This window comes from Anaerotignum neopropionicum (assembly GCF_001571775.1).
Classification (GTDB): Bacteria; Bacillota; Clostridia; order Lachnospirales; family Anaerotignaceae; genus Chakrabartyella; species Chakrabartyella neopropionicum.
In genome coordinates this window covers 266606-281905 of sequence record NZ_LRVM01000003.1, presented here as the reverse complement: position 1 = coordinate 281905, position 15300 = coordinate 266606, and the positions used below count along the sequence as shown (strand labels likewise).

Below are 15300 nucleotides of genomic sequence, written 5' to 3'. Positions count from 1 at the left end.
TTTGTATAATAATTATTGTTAGCACTCTTTACAAGTGAGTGCTAACAATGTATAATAAACCCATAATTGATAAATTAAATTGATAAAGAAACGCACAATATTATTTGTTTTGATTAGAAAGGTGGAATGGTTATGAACTTGCAAAAATTTACACAAAAATCATTGGAAGCCATTCAAAATGCCCAATCCGTTGCTGTGGAGTATGGAAATCCCCAAATAGACCAACAGCATTTGTTGGCTGCTCTATTAACCCAGGAGGATGGTTTGATACCTCAGCTTTTGCAGAAAATGAGCGTAAATGTGAACGGTCTTCTTCAGGCGGTGGAGGCTGAAGTGAAAAAGCTTCCCCGTGTATCCGGCGGGCAAACTTATTTAAGCTCTGATTTGGAAAAAACGATGGTTGCATCCGAAAAGCTTGCTGAAAATATGAAGGATGAATATGTTTCGGTGGAGCATGTTTTTATGGCGATGTTAAATGCGCCCAATGGCGTTTTGAAGCCTATTTTTAAGCAGTATAATGTAAGCAAGGACAGCTTAATGAAAATTTTGGCCTCTGTAAGGGGAAACACTCGTGTAACCAGCGATTCTCCCGAGGCAACCTATGATGCCTTGAGAAAATACGGATCTGATTTGGTGGAAAAGGCAAGGAGTAAAAAGCTTGACCCTGTCATTGGACGAGATGACGAAATTAGAAACGTTATTCGGATTCTTTCACGTAAGACAAAAAACAATCCGGTTTTAATCGGTGAGCCGGGGGTTGGTAAAACGGCCATTGCTGAAGGCTTGGCCCAGCGAATTTTAAAAGAAGATGTGCCCAATAGCTTAAAGGATAAAACCATTTTTTCATTGGATATGGGTGCATTGATTGCTGGAGCGAAATTTCGGGGTGAATTTGAGGAGCGGTTGAAAGCGGTTTTAAACGAGGTGCGTAAGAGTGAGGGGAAAATTATCCTCTTTATTGATGAGCTGCACACCATTGTTGGGGCAGGAAAAGCCGACGGTGCCATGGATGCAGGCAACCTGCTTAAGCCAATGTTGGCAAGGGGTGAGCTGCATTGCATTGGGGCAACAACCCTCAATGAATACAAGCAGTATATAGAAAAAGACCCCGCCTTGGAAAGAAGATTTCAACCGGTGTTGGTTAATGAGCCTACGGTGGAGGATACGATTGCCATTTTGCGTGGGCTAAAGGAACGATACGAGGTATACCATGGCGTAAAAATTCAAGATCAGGCAATTATTGGGGCCGCAACATTATCCAATCGCTATATTACCGATCGGTTTCTTCCTGATAAGGCAATCGACTTGGTGGATGAGGCCTGCGCCATGATTCGTACGGAAATGGACTCCATGCCCACAGAATTGGACATTATTCAGAGAAAAATCATTCAGCATGAAATTGAGGAGGCGGCTTTAAAGAAAGAGAACGACAAGCTTTCCAAGGAGCGCTTGGCGGAAACGCAAAGAGAATTGGCAGAAATGCGTGATAAGTTTGCCGCATTAAAAGCGAAATGGGAAAATGAAAAGGATTCCATTGGCGTTGTGCAAAAGCTTAGAGAGGAAATAGAGGATGTAAACGCTGAAATTGAAGCTGCGGAAAGAAAGTATGATTTGAACCGTGCCGCTGAGTTAAAATACGGCAAGCTGCCCCAATTGCAGAAGGAGTTAGAGGAAAAAGAGCGTTTTGCCGAGGAAAACAACGGAAAGAACACGCTGCTCCGTGATAAAGTAACAGAGGAAGAAATTGCCCGAATTATTGAACGTTGGACGGGTATTCCCGTTGCTAAGCTTATGGAGGGGGAAAGAGATAAGCTCCTGCATTTGGAGGATATTTTGCACAAAAGAGTGGTAGGACAGGACGAAGCGGTAACGAAGGTTACAGAAGCAATTTTGAGAAGCCGTGCGGGGATTCAAAGTCCCAACAGACCCATTGGCTCTTTCTTGTTCCTTGGGCCAACGGGGGTTGGAAAAACGGAATTGGCAAAAACCTTAGCGGAGTGCTTGTTTGATGATGAAAAAAATATGGTGCGTATAGATATGTCTGAATATATGGAGAAATTCAGCGTATCCCGTCTGATTGGCGCACCTCCCGGATATGTAGGATATGAAGAAGGCGGACAGCTTACCGAGGCTGTTCGAAGGAAGCCTTATTCTGTCATTCTTTTTGATGAAGTTGAAAAAGCCCATCCAGAGGTATTTAATATCCTTCTTCAAGTTTTGGATGATGGGCGAATTACTGATTCTCAGGGAAGAACAGTAGATTTCAAAAATACGGTCATTATTTTGACCTCAAACCTGGGTTCTTCCTATTTATTAGAGGGTGTGGGTGAAACAGGAGAAATTAAAGAAGATGCCCGCATGGCCGTGGAAGAATTGCTGCATCGTTCCTTTAGACCGGAATTTTTGAACCGCCTGGACGAAATTGTATTCTATAAGCCCTTGAGCAAGGATAATATTACCCATATTATTGATTTAATTATGGCGGATTTGAATAAACGATTGGCGGATAAACAGCTTCGCTGTGAATTAACAACTAGGGCAAAGCAGTTCATCGTGGAGGAGGGCTATGACCCTGCATTTGGTGCCAGACCATTAAAGAGATTGGTACAAAGAAATATTGAAACCCTTTTAGCAAAAAAAATAATTGCTGATGAAGTTGTTCCGGAAAGCAACTTGATAGTCGATGTGATAAATGGCGAATACAAGGTTATTTAAATTAAGATTGTTGGCAAACCGTTGGAAGCCTATTAATTTTTAGAAATCAAACGAAATAACCCCTTGTATAGCTGTACGAGGTAGCCCCTTTTGTTAGACAAAACAGGTCTAATAAAGGGGCTTTCTTTTTTTAAAATTAATTTGCTGCTTTATGAAATGATTATTGGCATAATATAATCTTTTTTCTAGTGATTATAAACGGATTTATTTAAATTTATATGAGGGGCTTTGGTTCAGATTGTTTTTGCCTCATTGTTCTGTTATAATAAAAGTTAAAGCAAAAGTTGGAATGAATCATGCTTTCTTTAAATAAAAAATGCTTGTTTTGCTTTCCCATGCAGTATGCTTTTTTTGCTGCGGATACTTTCGGTGAATACTCGGTTCAAATACAAGTATTTATTGCACTTGACGCTTCGAAAGATAATTAAAAAGGATTCGAATAGACTTGACTGTTTATTATATGTTATGAAAAAATTTACATTAGGAAGGAATTTGAATGAACAATATATCGAAGCAAATGAGATGCCTTGCACATTTGAAAGGGAAATTGTTGGCGGATAAAGTTAATTTATATCAAGAAGAAATAAACGACAGGAATTATCATAGTTTTCTGGGTTTGTCTGTTGTAGGTGTAGTTATATCTGGCAGTATTTTGATCATTGGAATACCCTTCCCTCATTTTTTTATTTATAATAAGCAGATTTTTGGTTTATTTTGTTTATGTATTGTTTTATATTTTATGGGAAAGCTTTTTCTACAAAAAGAAAAGAAATATAGTACCCTAGCTTTTTATTGTGCCTTGACACCCATTATGTTTATGGGTATTTTAATGGGGACTTTTTTAGATCCTAGGGTGCCTTCTGTTACAATTATGGTTTTTTTATGTGTGTTAACCTTGTTTATGATAGATAAGCCATGGCGAATTATAATGTTTATTACTTGCTCAGCAATTGTATATGTAATTTTGTGCTATAAAGCCAAGGAGTATGAATTGTTCCTTACAGATGTGATACACTTGTTTGCTTTTTATTCCATGGCGGTGGGCATTAATTTTTTAACTGTGAACGAGCGTATTGATAACGTAGAAGGCTTCGTGAATTATAGAATCAGGTCTGAATTAGATTTAATGACAGGTGTTTATAACAGAGAAGTTGGACTGAATAAAATCAAGCAACTTATCAATGATGGGGTACAAGGTGCCTTTATTATTGTAGATATTGACAATTTTAAGAGGATAAATGATAATTTCGGTCATTTGTATGGAGATATTGTGATCAAAGGCGTAAGCCGCTTAATTAAAAAATCCTTTCATGAGGAAGATGTTGTATTGCGTATGGGTGGGGATGAGTTTATCGTTTACTCTGTTAATCTTGTAGAAGTGAAAGAATGTAAAAAAAAGTTGGAATGCTTGTTGGATTGCTTTAGCAGCTCTGAGGCAGGAGAGGAAAAAAAGGGGATTCCTGTAAGTATTAGCATAGGATGCTCTATTAATGACAAGGTGCAAATTGATTTTAACCGTCTTTACAGGGAAAGTGATCAATGCTTATATGTTGCAAAGCAATCAGGGAAGGGTTGCTGTGTAATTAAGGAGTAGATGCGTAGCGGTATTCAAATCGTCTTGCGAAGGTTGAAAACAAAAGTAATAATTTTTGTTGTGCATAATATGAATTGTTCATGATATTTTACGTAAAAGCGATACCTAATTAAATTTATCAAGTATCGCTTTTACGCTATCATAATCATTTTGAATTAACGACCTGTTCTTTGTGCTGCTTTAGCAAAATGACGCAAAGATCTCATTGTGCGAATTTCAGAGCTATTATGAGAAATGGCCTGTTGAATATTGTCAGGTAAGCCTTTATAATAATTTTGAGCTCTGCCATTGTTTAACAGTAAATCTGCTAAGTCTCTATATTCTTTTGCAAACAAATTAATAGCCTCCTCTCAATAGATGTTCAGCATAGCGCCGAAGGTCTAAGTCGTAGTGGATGTTGTTTTGATATTGACGAATATTAAACTGGCGATCTTCGGGGAGAGAGTTGAAAAAATCCTTTGCTTTAGGGCTCCGGTTTAATAAATCATCAAGGTCTTTGTATTCTTGAGCCATTTTTATCACCTCAACCTTATGATGCTCAAAAAATGAGGTTCCATTCCTAAATTTACGCATGAAAGAATTTTCCAGAATGGAAATTTATGAAGGCTTGGCATTAAAATATTTATGGGTTTTATATATATTTGCGCTAAGATAGTTATAGTGTAATTGAATCAATTTGGTGCAATTTTTTCGAAAAAAATAAATGGTTGGTGGATGAGATGCTTAATCAATATAAAACAATTTTAAGAGAAGCGGAAGGGGAAATAATAGAAAAAAAATCCCGGTTTATTGCAACGGTAAGACCGATAAAGTCAGAAGACGAAGCAAAGCAGTTTATTGAAGAAATGAAAAAAAAGTATTGGAATGCCACCCATAACGTATTTGCATATCAGTTTGGGGAGCATAATGAATTACAGCGTTTTAGCGATGACGGAGAACCCCAGGGAACAGCTGGAATGCCTGTTTTAAACGTTCTGAAGGGGGAGGAGGTTAAAAATACTGTAATCGTAGTTACGCGGTATTTTGGCGGTACGCTTCTGGGAACGGGAGGATTGGTACGGGCCTACGGAAGAGCTGCGAAAGAGGGGCTTTTGGCCGCCGGCATAGTAGAGCTAATTCTTTACGCAAGGTATGAAATTATTGCAGAATATACGGAATCGGGGAAGGTGCAATATGAAATCATGCAAGAAGGGCATGTTCTTTTTGATACCCAATATTCTGACAAGGTTGTTTATACTGTTTTTGTGAAAGCCGAGGAAACGAATGCATTTGAGAAAAAAATGCTTGATATTTTTCGAGGAAACGCGCCGTTTAAGAAACAAGGGGAACAATATGGTGCTTGGCAGGAGGGAGAGATATCTTTTCTGGAAAAGTAGGCGCTTGCTAGAAAAAATTCATGATAGAGGTAAAAAATAATCAATATATGTCTGAATTTTCCCCGAAGAATAAGAAGCTTTTTTTAGTACTTTGTTGTGTTTGGTCGAAAAAGAAATTATGGAATATGGATTTTTCTTGAATTACGGCAGAAAAAATGATAGAATATTTTGGTGAAATTTTATGGAGGAGGGTTCTTATGTCAGGACATTCGAAGTTTGCGAATATAAAGCACAAAAAAGAACGGAACGATGCAGCAAAGGGAAAAGTTTTTACCATGTTAGGTAGAGAAATTCAAGTGGCGGTAAAGTCTGGTGGATCCGATCCAACGAGCAATGGAAAGCTGCGAGATGTGATTGCCAAGTGTAAATCAAACAATATGCCAAATGATACAATTGATAGAAGTATTAAAAAAGCGGCCGGAAACGAAGATGGCGTTGAATATGAAACAATCAGATACGAAGGCTACGGGCCCGCAGGCGTTGCGGTAATTGTGGAAGCGCTTACTGATAATAGAAATCGTGCTGCAGCAAATGTTAGAAATGCATTTACAAAGGGTGGCGGCAACATGGGTACATCAGGCTGCGTTTCCTTTATGTTTGATGAAAAAGGTTTGATTGTGATTGACAGGGAAGAAGCCGACATGGATGAAGAAGAATTGATGATGGTTGCTTTGGATGCGGGTGCGGAAGATTTTGCGGCAGAGGAAGACAGCTTTGAAATTACTACATCCCCGGATGATTTTTCTGTTGTAAGGGAGGCGTTGGAGGCTGCAAATATTCCTATGGCCTCTGCGGAGGTTACGATGATTCCCCAGACATATACAGAACTGAAATCTGACGAAGAAATTAAGAAAATGAATAAGCTTTTGGATTTGCTGGACGATGATGATGATGTTCAGAATGTATTTCATAACTGGGATGAATAATAATGCATTTTCACCATCCGTTAAAACGTTGATATTTAGGGGTTTCTTAGATTTGCATACATGCTATGCATCAAATATTGAATAAAATAACGTTCAGTTATGATGTACAAACAACTTTCAGTTACGATATACATTTATACATTTTAAGTATAAAAATTGTGATTGGGGGTTGTTTTTTTTATGCAATTAATACACTTATTGGATGAATTTTTATTGGAACTAAAAATAAGTAACAAGTCAGAAAGAACAATAAAAACCGTAAGAAATAACTGTACTTTGTTTATTAAATATGTGGGGAAAGAATTTAATGTTGATTCTGTCGAACAGTTGAACAGAAACCACGTTAAAGCCTACGTTACCTATAAACAATCATTAGGCTTGAAAGCTACCTATATTAATAACATTATTAAAAACTTGCGTATGTTATTCAATTATCTACATCAAGAAGAATATATATCTACTAATCTTATGAAACAAATTAAATTTCAAAAGGAAAGCAAGGTTATTATTCAATCATTTACAGATGTAGAAGTTTCAAGGATGATTAAAGTATATAGTAATGAAAATTTTTTAAATTCACGCAATAAATGTATTATGGTTATGTTATTTGACACAGGAATTAGAAATTCCGAATTGTGCGATATTACCATGAAAGATATAATGGAAAATGCAATCTTAATTCATGGAAAGGGCGATAAGCAAAGAATTGTGCCTATTTCACCATATTTACAGAAAATCATGTTGAAGCATGAGCAAAAGAGAGCCTTATATATCAAAGAAAGATATGAACAAGAATATTATTTTTTAAGCCAAAAAGGAAAGAGATTGACACCAGAAGCAATTGAAAGGGTAGTGAAAGTATGTGGGGAACAAGCCAATGTAAGAAGTGACATAAGGTGTTCTCCTCATACTTGCAGACATACCTACGCACAAATGCAGTTAAAAAATGGCTTAGATGTATATTCTCTATCTCGTATCTTGGGGCATGAGAATATCACTATAACTAAACGTTATTTACAATCATTGACAGATGCAGACATTTTAGCTCTAGCAGTTAAAACTTCACCATTGATGAATTTATAACACATAGTATTTTACCCCTTACAAGCTAAAAAAAATGCCTGTGAGGGGTATTTGTATCATGGCGGAAAATTCCGCTGCGACAACAATTCTACCAGAGAAAAAACAGCAGAACAGAAAGCTAGGGAAGCAAAGAGTTTAAAGGAAATTGAGAGTGTATTAGCGGAGAAAAGAAGAGAAAGCACACTTAAACAAAATGTTACCGATGTGCCAGTTTCGGCACAACGGCACACCCCTCAGATGAAAAAGGTAGGGCAAGAGACATCGTTGCCAAAAAAGTAGGGTTAAAATCTGGTCACGAAGTAGATAGAGCTATTAAAACGGTAGCTGTTATTGATGAATTAGAACAAAAAGGCGAAACAGAAACTAAAGGTATCCACCATTTAAGGCATACCCTGTACGGAATATTATTCCTACCAGCTTGCTTATAAGTACGGGATGAAACGCACCATACCACTTTTATTACAAGTGGGTAACAAAACGTTATATACCTCACCCACGAAATTGTGGTCAGTGAAATCTCAACCGCCAAAATTGGCGAGTAATCAACTATGTTAAATTTGACATAGTTCAACTGTCAGAAATTACTGATGGTTAAAGTTAGTGAGTCCGAATTATTCGGAGACACTAGAATATATTTAACCATCTTAAAATTAAGCCCGTTACTCCACTCAACATTACTCTTCCTTTACCCATTCCACTAGAGAAAATACACGTTTTTCCACCCTAATTTAAACGATAATACTTTTCTAATGCAATTCTTCACCTAAAATATTTGAAACGAAAATAGGGGCATATACTGCGATTTAACCCAAGGTTATTTGACAAATAAAAAAGGATACACACTAAATGCGTACCCTGTAAATTATTTTTAAATCTTGAATTAGTGATACATCTTTATTTTTAAAATCTTGAATTAAACTTCATAGGGTAAAAAATCATTGTTCTTCGTCTAAATTGTCATCTTCATTTACAATACTTACACGTTGTTCGTCTTTATTTGCGTACTTTAAAAATAAATTGCTTATCTCTTCATATAGTTCGTGTGTTATATCTTCATCTAAATCTTTTAAAATAAAAAATGGTATACTCATAATTCCAGTCATAAAAGGTAAATTAAAATCAATGTTTCTGCATAACGTTCTTAAAATTTTTACAGCCTCTTCTGGAATTTGATTATACATACTATTGAAAGCGCTTAGGATATATCTTTTTTGCGTTTGAAATTCTTCCTTGTTTTCGCTTGTCGTAAATTTAGCATATTTATTAATATCTTTTTTTATATCTTTTTTGTCTAAAAAACTCATCTGTCCAGAATCATCTGTATATAAACTATTTAAATCTTCTTCAAAAGTATTTGAAATAAAGTTGTCTGCTTCTTCCATAGTTAAATCTAAGATTTTAGAAAAAACTAAAACTAAATCAGATTGTTTGATACTTTTAGTTCTTCCATTTTCAATTTGTGCTATCCATGATTGCGGTCGTTCCATTTTTTTTGCTAATTGCGTAGCCGATAAATCTTTTTTTTGACGTTCACTTATTATTAAAGATTTAATTTCATCTGTTATCTTTATTCTTTTTATTGGATTATCCAATAACATATATATTCCTCCTTTTAGTTTTTCTGATTAACATACATTATATCGAAAAAAATACAAAGTGTCAATTATTTTTTAACTAATGTACAAAAATCACAAAATATAAAAATAATCACATAAAACTTCAAAAAACAACTTGACATACATTATAGCTGGTGGTATATTTTTGTAATAGCAGAAAACGACTTGACTTGTGATAGATTGTTTGAAATTACTGATAATACAAAACAAGGGGAGGACACCACCATGACACAGCTTGAACACTTAATGGAAACCAATGCAACAACAAATGATTTACTTGACGTTATCGCTTCATATCGTTATCTGGTAGCAGAAAAAGAAAAAGAAATTCATCAACTTAAAGAGCAGCTTTCCCAAAACACCTACACACCACCAGTAATTCAAGATGGTGTATTATTTCAAATGGCAAGCGTCAAATATGGCGCACCTGTAACTCATGTAAAAAATACCACTGGAATTAAATGGTATGAGGACAAGCTTGTGAAACCAGAACTAAAAATTATTTAGGGTTGGAGGGTGAACGGATGAACGATATTACGGTAAACGAAAGAATCAAAATAACCAATATTAAAAGGCATGAATATCTTGGGGAAGGTGTCATATTCGCCAAGTTAATATACCAAGGAAAAAAGTACACACTAAAGTATGACTACATAAAAAAAGAAATGTTAGGTTGCGCTGCCTGTGGATATATAGAAATGCCTTGGAATGAAGGTAGGGGTGTGTGGAATCTGATTAAAGAAGCGTTGGACAAGGCTAAGATTAGGGCTGGATAAAATAGTAAAAAACTATTGACGGAATACGTGTTCTGCTGTATAGTGAAAAATGCGAACACAAACCAAACACTATAACAATAATTCACTCTAACGAGTGCTTTATATAGATGTCACTATTACTATTACTATTATTATTTTAAAATTCCAAGGAGGAAATTTTATGCAAAACGAAGGAAACGAAGTAACACCAGAGGAAGTAATTTCAAACGATGTGCAGTGGGTGGATATTTTAAAGTATCTTGCAGAGTGTGAAGCAGCAATGGGAGAATGGGGAGAATTAGTTCCACCAGAACAAGTTTCGCAGGACGAAAACGAGTTGATGCTGAATTTAGAAAAAATGGGTAAATGTGGGCTTATTGAAGGTGCAAATACGCAGGCAAAAAATTTGTTAGAAGTAGAATGGACACTTACAAGAGAAGGATATTCGTATTTGTATCAGAATTCATAAATTTCAAGGAAAATATTGTTGCAATTATCACACATACAAAAAGGAGAAATGTACTTATGGATAAAAATATGATGGTTTTATTAAGAGCAAAAAGACTTGTTTTAGATGGTATTTGTCATTCAGACAAAGAAAAATCTTTTAAAGAGATTATTGAACAATTTACACAAAATGGACAAACAGCAGTTACCCATCTTGCAGTACAGCAATTGTTAAAAGAACAAATGATTCAAAGTGATTGTTCAAGTAATGTTTATAAATTAGAAGCTATGAATTTTATTATTTCTGAACGAGGGGAACAATTTCTTGAATTTTTAAGTAATGAAGATAGATTTACAACAGCAGAGATAATTTGTGAAAAGCTAAAGGATTTTAGTACAAGCACCTTTTTTAAAGTTTATACCAAATTAGAAGAACAAGAAATGGACAAGCTGGTTGATAGATATTGTGGAAAAGAATGGACAACGGCAGAGGACGGTTCTCATAAACGTAAAACAATTTTCGATGATGCACCACAGAAATGAAAAAGCTGCCAATATTAATATACTGACAGCCTAACCACTCACCATAGGATGAATGATATGTAATTTTGTACTCTAGTCAAGTCATTATAACATATTAATTTGTCCTGTGGTAGATAAATATAGAAAGGATTAATGATTTTTTAATGACGGAAAAAGAATTTGCAGAAAAAATTTGGGAGAAATCTTTCAGTACAATTATAGTTGATTATATAAGACAACCTAGAAATAAAAAAGAAGTTGACACTGTTATAAAAATAAAGCTTACCTGTTTAACAAAAATGTTGAGGACGATGTACCGAAAATACAAACAATCTATTCCAACAATGCTAGATATGGTAAATGAGTTTCAAGCTTTATTATATTTTGGAAGTTTGGAATTTGCAAAAGGTAAAAGCGAAGAAGAGTTAATTACTGTGGTAGATGATTTTAATATATTCGACCATTCAATAAGTAAGCAGTATTATAATTACCTTGAAAAATATATCAAGGGTAAACTTTATGATTTATATGTTATGAACAAAAAGGAACTGAAACTTACGGCTGAAGAAAAAGAAAATATGACAGTTGAAGAAATTGAAAAAAAGGAACAAGAATATAAAGATAAACTTTCAGAAACTTTAATAGGTAATTTTGAATTAGATTTTGATGAGTTTAAAAAAAGCAATCAAAAAGATACTTATTATGATTTGCACATCAAACATATTAAAGATTACTATTCAAAAGAAAATAATCAATATAGATGGTTACCAGAAGTATTATTGTGGTACTGGTGCAATAGAGAAGATATTCTTACAAAAAGCCAGCTTGAATTTATGGACAATTTGAATAGAAATCTTGCTAATGAAGTGTATGGTAGGGGAAACACTAAGCATTTTAAGGATAGGATTAAAACTAGAATATTGAGGAAGTACGAAGAATACCAGAAAGAAAATGGATTGATAGAAAGTAAGGTAGCGTAAGGTTATCTCCCTAGGGTGAATTACTGCCCTAGGGGATTTATTGATTTTGAAGTTTAAATACAATATACTAGCCTTCCGAATAAATCGGAAGCCTCTACTTTAAAGGAGAAATGTAAATGAATAATGAAATTATAGTGAAGCAAGAAAATGAATTAGAAGTAATGACAAAGGAGTTTTTACACCTTAAAAATGAAACTGCAAACAACATGATTAGAATGGGTAAAATCTTAATCAAAGTTAAAGATTCACTCCCACATGGCAAATTCGGAGAATGGCTTGAAAATGAGGTTGATTTTAGCCAACGTTCAGCAAATCAATTTATGAAAATTGCTCGTGAGTTTGGTTCAAATTCGCAAGCGATTTCTAATTTGGAATCGACAAAACTATATTTATTAGCGGAATTACCTGCTGATGATAGAGAAAATTTCATGAATGAGAATGACGTAAAAAATATCTCCACAAGAGAGATGAAGCAAAAAATTAAAGATTATAAGAAGAATTCAAATGGTTTTTGGAATATTGTTGATAAAATTCGTGATGCAAATAAATATAATATTCCTGTTGATGAGTTGAAACCATTTCCAAATAACACTGATTATTTCCCAGATATGAAGAGAAGAAATTATATTGATTTTCTGGAAAGCATTGAACAGTATGGGGTATTAAATCCTATACTTATTACCCGAGATAATACTATTATTAGTGGACATCAACGTGTAAGAGCGTGTAAAGATTTAGGAATTGAAACAATACCAGCATTTTATTTTTATAGCGAAAATAAGAATAATTATAGCTTGAATGATTTGTTATTACATGAATTTTTTATTTCAAATTTTCACACAAGAACATCTATTTTTTGGTTGGCTAGTGCATGGGATGAGTTTTATTTTGGTGATAAAGAAAAATCACTGGAACATATGGATAAGTTTGTTAATGAAGGTGCTGCAATTGACAAAAAATTTGATGATTGGATGGAAGGAATACGCCAAAAAATTGATAAACTGGAAGCCGAAAATAATAACCTAACTAAAGAAAACGACACTAAAATGTCAAAAAGTTGTTAGTGACTAGCAAATATGCGTATATTTTTATGTCGATTTCCTTAGTACTATAAGTTAAAAACCATATACAAGTTAATAACCATTTTAGCACTGCTTACGCAGTTCAAATTTGAAAGTTTTATTTTGATTAATTAATGAAAGGAATATGAATGTTAAAATTATTTATTACAAAGGAATTTATATTTGAGCCAGAAGAAGTTGCAGTATATTTAATATTAAATGGCTTGCAAAATAATAAAAATGATATACTATTTACCTCTATTGATGAGATAGGATATTATCTTACAGGTAGATTTTTAGATTCGCAAAAAGATAGACGTATTATTAATGGTATTAAAAAAGGCTTATCTACTTTAATTAAGGATGAAAATATTAAGTTTATTGAACAAGATAAGAATAATTATATCTTCGATGGTACAACTTGTAGATTAAATGATAAGGCTAATTTTACCATAATTGAACTATGGGAAATTCAAAAGATTTTTGCACTAGGTGCAATAGGATTTAAACTATTGAAGTATTATATGAATATTGTAGGTACTATTAATGGGAAAACAAAATCATGGCATATGTCACAAGAAGATATGTGTGAAGCATGGGAAATAAATTATGTTACTCTTAATGAATATAATAAAAAATTAGAAGAGTTAGAATTATTATTTATCTACAGAGGTAATGCAAGAAAGAAAGACGGTACATTCCATAAGATAAATAATGTTTATGGAAGATATAGGGATAAAGATGAGATAATGTCAGAGGCTAGAATTTATCTATCAAGTACTGAATTTGAGTATTATATGGAAAAAAATAAACTTGATGGAGATACAAGAACAAGTATCAAAATGAGATATAACGGCTTTGTTGCTGGTGCGAAAAAGTACAAAAATAATCAAGGTGAAATACTTAAATTATATGATGATTGTGTTAGATATAATAAAACGTTAGATGAAAGATATACGGAATTAACCCCTTTAGATTTATCTGTATTTGATTCGGTTACTAATCTAGTAAATCAAAAGCAAAACATTGAATCAAATGATTTGGATTCTGATTCATGGGGAGATGCAAATGTAATGGCTAAAGATACTTTTGATATAGATGATGAGCTAAAGAATATTTTTGGTATTACAGATTCATTTGAGAAAGCTATATAAAGAAGTAGTTTGTTTTATTGAAGTTGTTCCTTTTATGGAGCAACTTTTTTATTGTATAAAAGTAATGAAAATTTAAAATTAATTCCATATATAAATATACTATATAAACAAAAAAATACACCATTTATTAGCTATAATATATAGAAAGAGTTGCTTATAAACTCTTTAATTATGTAATTGTTTACAAAAATGCGGTACTTGTCAATGGGAGTATTATACAAAGGAAGGTGATGTTATGAGAAATATAAGAGTAGTACATAGTTTAGCATTAATGATGCATCTGGTAAGGAATGGATTTGCTGTAATTAAGGTTATTGATTCATTTACGGATAAGAATTTAAAGGTTTTTTTATTTGAAGATTCAGAGGAATTAAAAGATTGTATGATTCGATTTAAGAAATAATATTTGGTTGTACATGGTGTACAACTTTTTTTATTGTAACTATTCAAAGGTAAAACAAAGAGAGGAAGCTGTGAATTAGGTTAGTGAGTACAAATTACAAAAATGCAAAACACAATTTAGAGGGAAAAGTAGGAGAAGATAAGGTATTAGAATATTTAAAAACTATTCCTAAGATGGTTAAAATTACAGACGTTAGAGAAATGGACGAATATCAAGGAAAAGACGTTGATTTTATTTGTAAAAAACAGATTGATGAATGGGATTGTAAAAAATATTCGATTGAAGTTAAGACGGATATTGCAGCAGGTACATATGGAAATTTCTTTATTGAGAAACAGATTCATTATTTGGTAGATACACCTGTTGCAAAGAAAGGTACTATTACACAGGGCTGGATTTATTACAGCGAGTGCGATTTCTTTTTTATCTTTGTGCCTAAACAGGAAAGGATTTATATTTTTCATAATAATGTGATTAAGCAATATATAAATAAATTCCATCCGCCTGTTAGAAATTGTAATGATGGCTATAAGATTGTTCATGGATGGTGCGTTAAGATAAAAGATTTCTTACAAAAATACAATGAAAGTATTGTTTGTATAGATTCAAATACATTTAAGCAAATTGACAATCGAGATGTTATTAATAATTTATGATACATACAAAGG

18 protein-coding genes are annotated in these 15300 nt (G+C 33.6%); 15 read left to right on the top strand and 3 right to left on the bottom strand.

Features of this window, described 5'->3' with window-relative positions; all coding sequences use genetic code 11:
- Nucleotides 1-132 precede the first annotated feature (132 nt).
- On the top strand, nt 133-2715 hold the full coding sequence (gene clpB, locus CLNEO_RS07000) for an ATP-dependent chaperone ClpB (protein WP_066086444.1): 2583 nt from the start codon (nt 133-135) through the stop codon (nt 2713-2715).
- A 496-nt stretch (nt 2716-3211) separates the two neighbouring features.
- Nucleotides 3212-4309, top strand: coding sequence for a diguanylate cyclase domain-containing protein (locus CLNEO_RS06995; protein ID WP_066086441.1), 1098 nt, complete (start codon nt 3212-3214; stop codon nt 4307-4309).
- Nucleotides 4310-4464: 155 nt separating this feature from the next.
- On the opposite strand, the gene CLNEO_RS06990 is transcribed toward CLNEO_RS06995, so the two are convergent.
- Complete coding sequence (locus tag CLNEO_RS06990; protein WP_066086439.1) at nt 4465-4644, bottom strand: hypothetical protein; 180 nt, start codon at nt 4642-4644, stop codon at nt 4465-4467.
- 1 nt (nt 4645) lies between these two features.
- Nucleotides 4646-4822 carry a hypothetical protein gene (locus CLNEO_RS06985; RefSeq protein ID WP_162266461.1) on the bottom strand — a complete coding sequence of 59 codons (177 nt, stop codon included), beginning with the start codon at nt 4820-4822 and terminating at the stop codon, nt 4646-4648.
- A gap of 206 nt (nt 4823-5028) precedes the next feature.
- On the opposite strand from CLNEO_RS06985, the gene CLNEO_RS06980 reads away from it, so the two are divergent.
- The 4 genes from CLNEO_RS06980 to CLNEO_RS06965 all read left to right on the top strand — a co-directional run bounded on the left by CLNEO_RS06980 (nt 5029) and on the right by CLNEO_RS06965 (nt 7973).
- Nucleotides 5029-5685: a YigZ family protein gene (locus tag CLNEO_RS06980; RefSeq protein ID WP_066086435.1), complete on the top strand. Its 657-nt coding sequence runs from the start codon at nt 5029-5031 to the stop codon at nt 5683-5685.
- A gap of 197 nt (nt 5686-5882) precedes the next feature.
- Entirely contained in the window at nt 5883-6611 is a 729-nt protein-coding gene (locus tag CLNEO_RS06975; RefSeq protein ID WP_066086432.1) for a YebC/PmpR family DNA-binding transcriptional regulator, read from the top strand.
- 180 nt (nt 6612-6791) lie between these two features.
- On the top strand, nt 6792-7694 hold the full coding sequence (locus CLNEO_RS06970) for a tyrosine-type recombinase/integrase (RefSeq protein WP_066086429.1): 903 nt from the start codon (nt 6792-6794) through the stop codon (nt 7692-7694).
- A 51-nt stretch (nt 7695-7745) separates the two neighbouring features.
- Complete coding sequence (locus CLNEO_RS06965) at nt 7746-7973, top strand: hypothetical protein (RefSeq protein ID WP_066086426.1); 228 nt, start codon at nt 7746-7748, stop codon at nt 7971-7973.
- A gap of 656 nt (nt 7974-8629) precedes the next feature.
- On the opposite strand, the gene CLNEO_RS06960 is transcribed toward CLNEO_RS06965, so the two are convergent.
- On the bottom strand, nt 8630-9292 hold the full coding sequence (locus CLNEO_RS06960) for a helix-turn-helix domain-containing protein (RefSeq protein WP_066086421.1): 663 nt from the start codon (nt 9290-9292) through the stop codon (nt 8630-8632).
- A gap of 243 nt (nt 9293-9535) precedes the next feature.
- On the opposite strand from CLNEO_RS06960, the gene CLNEO_RS06955 reads away from it, so the two are divergent.
- The 9 genes from CLNEO_RS06955 (at nt 9536) to CLNEO_RS06920 (ending at nt 15288) form a co-directional block, all read left to right on the top strand.
- Nucleotides 9536-9817: a hypothetical protein gene (locus tag CLNEO_RS06955; RefSeq protein ID WP_066086418.1), complete on the top strand. Its 282-nt coding sequence runs from the start codon at nt 9536-9538 to the stop codon at nt 9815-9817.
- A gap of 17 nt (nt 9818-9834) precedes the next feature.
- Complete coding sequence (locus CLNEO_RS06950; RefSeq protein WP_066086415.1) at nt 9835-10086, top strand: hypothetical protein; 252 nt, start codon at nt 9835-9837, stop codon at nt 10084-10086.
- A gap of 160 nt (nt 10087-10246) precedes the next feature.
- Nucleotides 10247-10534, top strand: a complete 288-nt coding sequence (locus CLNEO_RS06945; RefSeq protein ID WP_066086413.1) for a hypothetical protein — start codon at nt 10247-10249, stop codon at nt 10532-10534.
- A 56-nt stretch (nt 10535-10590) separates the two neighbouring features.
- Nucleotides 10591-11055 (top strand): hypothetical protein, encoded by a 465-nt coding sequence (locus tag CLNEO_RS06940; protein WP_066086410.1) that lies wholly within the window; start codon nt 10591-10593, stop codon nt 11053-11055.
- Nucleotides 11056-11198: 143 nt separating this feature from the next.
- Nucleotides 11199-12014, top strand: a complete 816-nt coding sequence (locus tag CLNEO_RS06935; RefSeq protein ID WP_066086407.1) for a hypothetical protein — start codon at nt 11199-11201, stop codon at nt 12012-12014.
- A gap of 116 nt (nt 12015-12130) precedes the next feature.
- Nucleotides 12131-13078: a DUF3102 domain-containing protein gene (locus CLNEO_RS06930; protein ID WP_066086405.1), complete on the top strand. Its 948-nt coding sequence runs from the start codon at nt 12131-12133 to the stop codon at nt 13076-13078.
- 146 nt (nt 13079-13224) lie between these two features.
- On the top strand, nt 13225-14229 hold the full coding sequence (locus CLNEO_RS06925) for a hypothetical protein (RefSeq protein ID WP_066086402.1): 1005 nt from the start codon (nt 13225-13227) through the stop codon (nt 14227-14229).
- Between the two features lie 235 nt (nt 14230-14464).
- Nucleotides 14465-14632: a DUF5659 domain-containing protein gene (locus CLNEO_RS15755; RefSeq protein ID WP_157723499.1), complete on the top strand. Its 168-nt coding sequence runs from the start codon at nt 14465-14467 to the stop codon at nt 14630-14632.
- An 83-nt stretch (nt 14633-14715) separates the two neighbouring features.
- The gene (locus CLNEO_RS06920; RefSeq protein ID WP_066086400.1) at nt 14716-15288 is read left to right on the top strand and encodes a hypothetical protein; all 573 of its coding nucleotides are present in this window, start codon (nt 14716-14718) and stop codon (nt 15286-15288) included.
- Nucleotides 15289-15300 lie beyond the last annotated feature (12 nt).

Bases quoted from the DNA above. Each gene is read 5' to 3' on its own strand.
- clpB (WP_066086444.1), top strand. From the start codon at position 133: ATGAACTTGCAAAAATTTACACAAAAATCATTGGAAGCCATTCAAAAT.
- CLNEO_RS06995 (WP_066086441.1), top strand. From the start codon at position 3,212: ATGAACAATATATCGAAGCAAATGAGATGCCTTGCACATTTGAAAGGG.
- CLNEO_RS06985 (WP_162266461.1), bottom strand. From the start codon at position 4,822: ATGGCTCAAGAATACAAAGACCTTGATGATTTATTAAACCGGAGCCCT.
- CLNEO_RS06980 (WP_066086435.1), top strand. From the start codon at position 5,029: ATGCTTAATCAATATAAAACAATTTTAAGAGAAGCGGAAGGGGAAATA.
- CLNEO_RS06975 (WP_066086432.1), top strand. From the start codon at position 5,883: ATGTCAGGACATTCGAAGTTTGCGAATATAAAGCACAAAAAAGAACGG.
- CLNEO_RS06970 (WP_066086429.1), top strand. From the start codon at position 6,792: ATGCAATTAATACACTTATTGGATGAATTTTTATTGGAACTAAAAATA.
- CLNEO_RS06960 (WP_066086421.1), bottom strand. From the start codon at position 9,292: ATGTTATTGGATAATCCAATAAAAAGAATAAAGATAACAGATGAAATT.
- CLNEO_RS06955 (WP_066086418.1), top strand. From the start codon at position 9,536: ATGACACAGCTTGAACACTTAATGGAAACCAATGCAACAACAAATGAT.
- CLNEO_RS06950 (WP_066086415.1), top strand. From the start codon at position 9,835: ATGAACGATATTACGGTAAACGAAAGAATCAAAATAACCAATATTAAA.
- CLNEO_RS06945 (WP_066086413.1), top strand. From the start codon at position 10,247: ATGCAAAACGAAGGAAACGAAGTAACACCAGAGGAAGTAATTTCAAAC.
- CLNEO_RS06940 (WP_066086410.1), top strand. From the start codon at position 10,591: ATGGATAAAAATATGATGGTTTTATTAAGAGCAAAAAGACTTGTTTTA.
- CLNEO_RS06935 (WP_066086407.1), top strand. From the start codon at position 11,199: ATGACGGAAAAAGAATTTGCAGAAAAAATTTGGGAGAAATCTTTCAGT.
- CLNEO_RS06930 (WP_066086405.1), top strand. From the start codon at position 12,131: ATGAATAATGAAATTATAGTGAAGCAAGAAAATGAATTAGAAGTAATG.
- CLNEO_RS06925 (WP_066086402.1), top strand. From the start codon at position 13,225: ATGTTAAAATTATTTATTACAAAGGAATTTATATTTGAGCCAGAAGAA.
- CLNEO_RS15755 (WP_157723499.1), top strand. From the start codon at position 14,465: ATGAGAAATATAAGAGTAGTACATAGTTTAGCATTAATGATGCATCTG.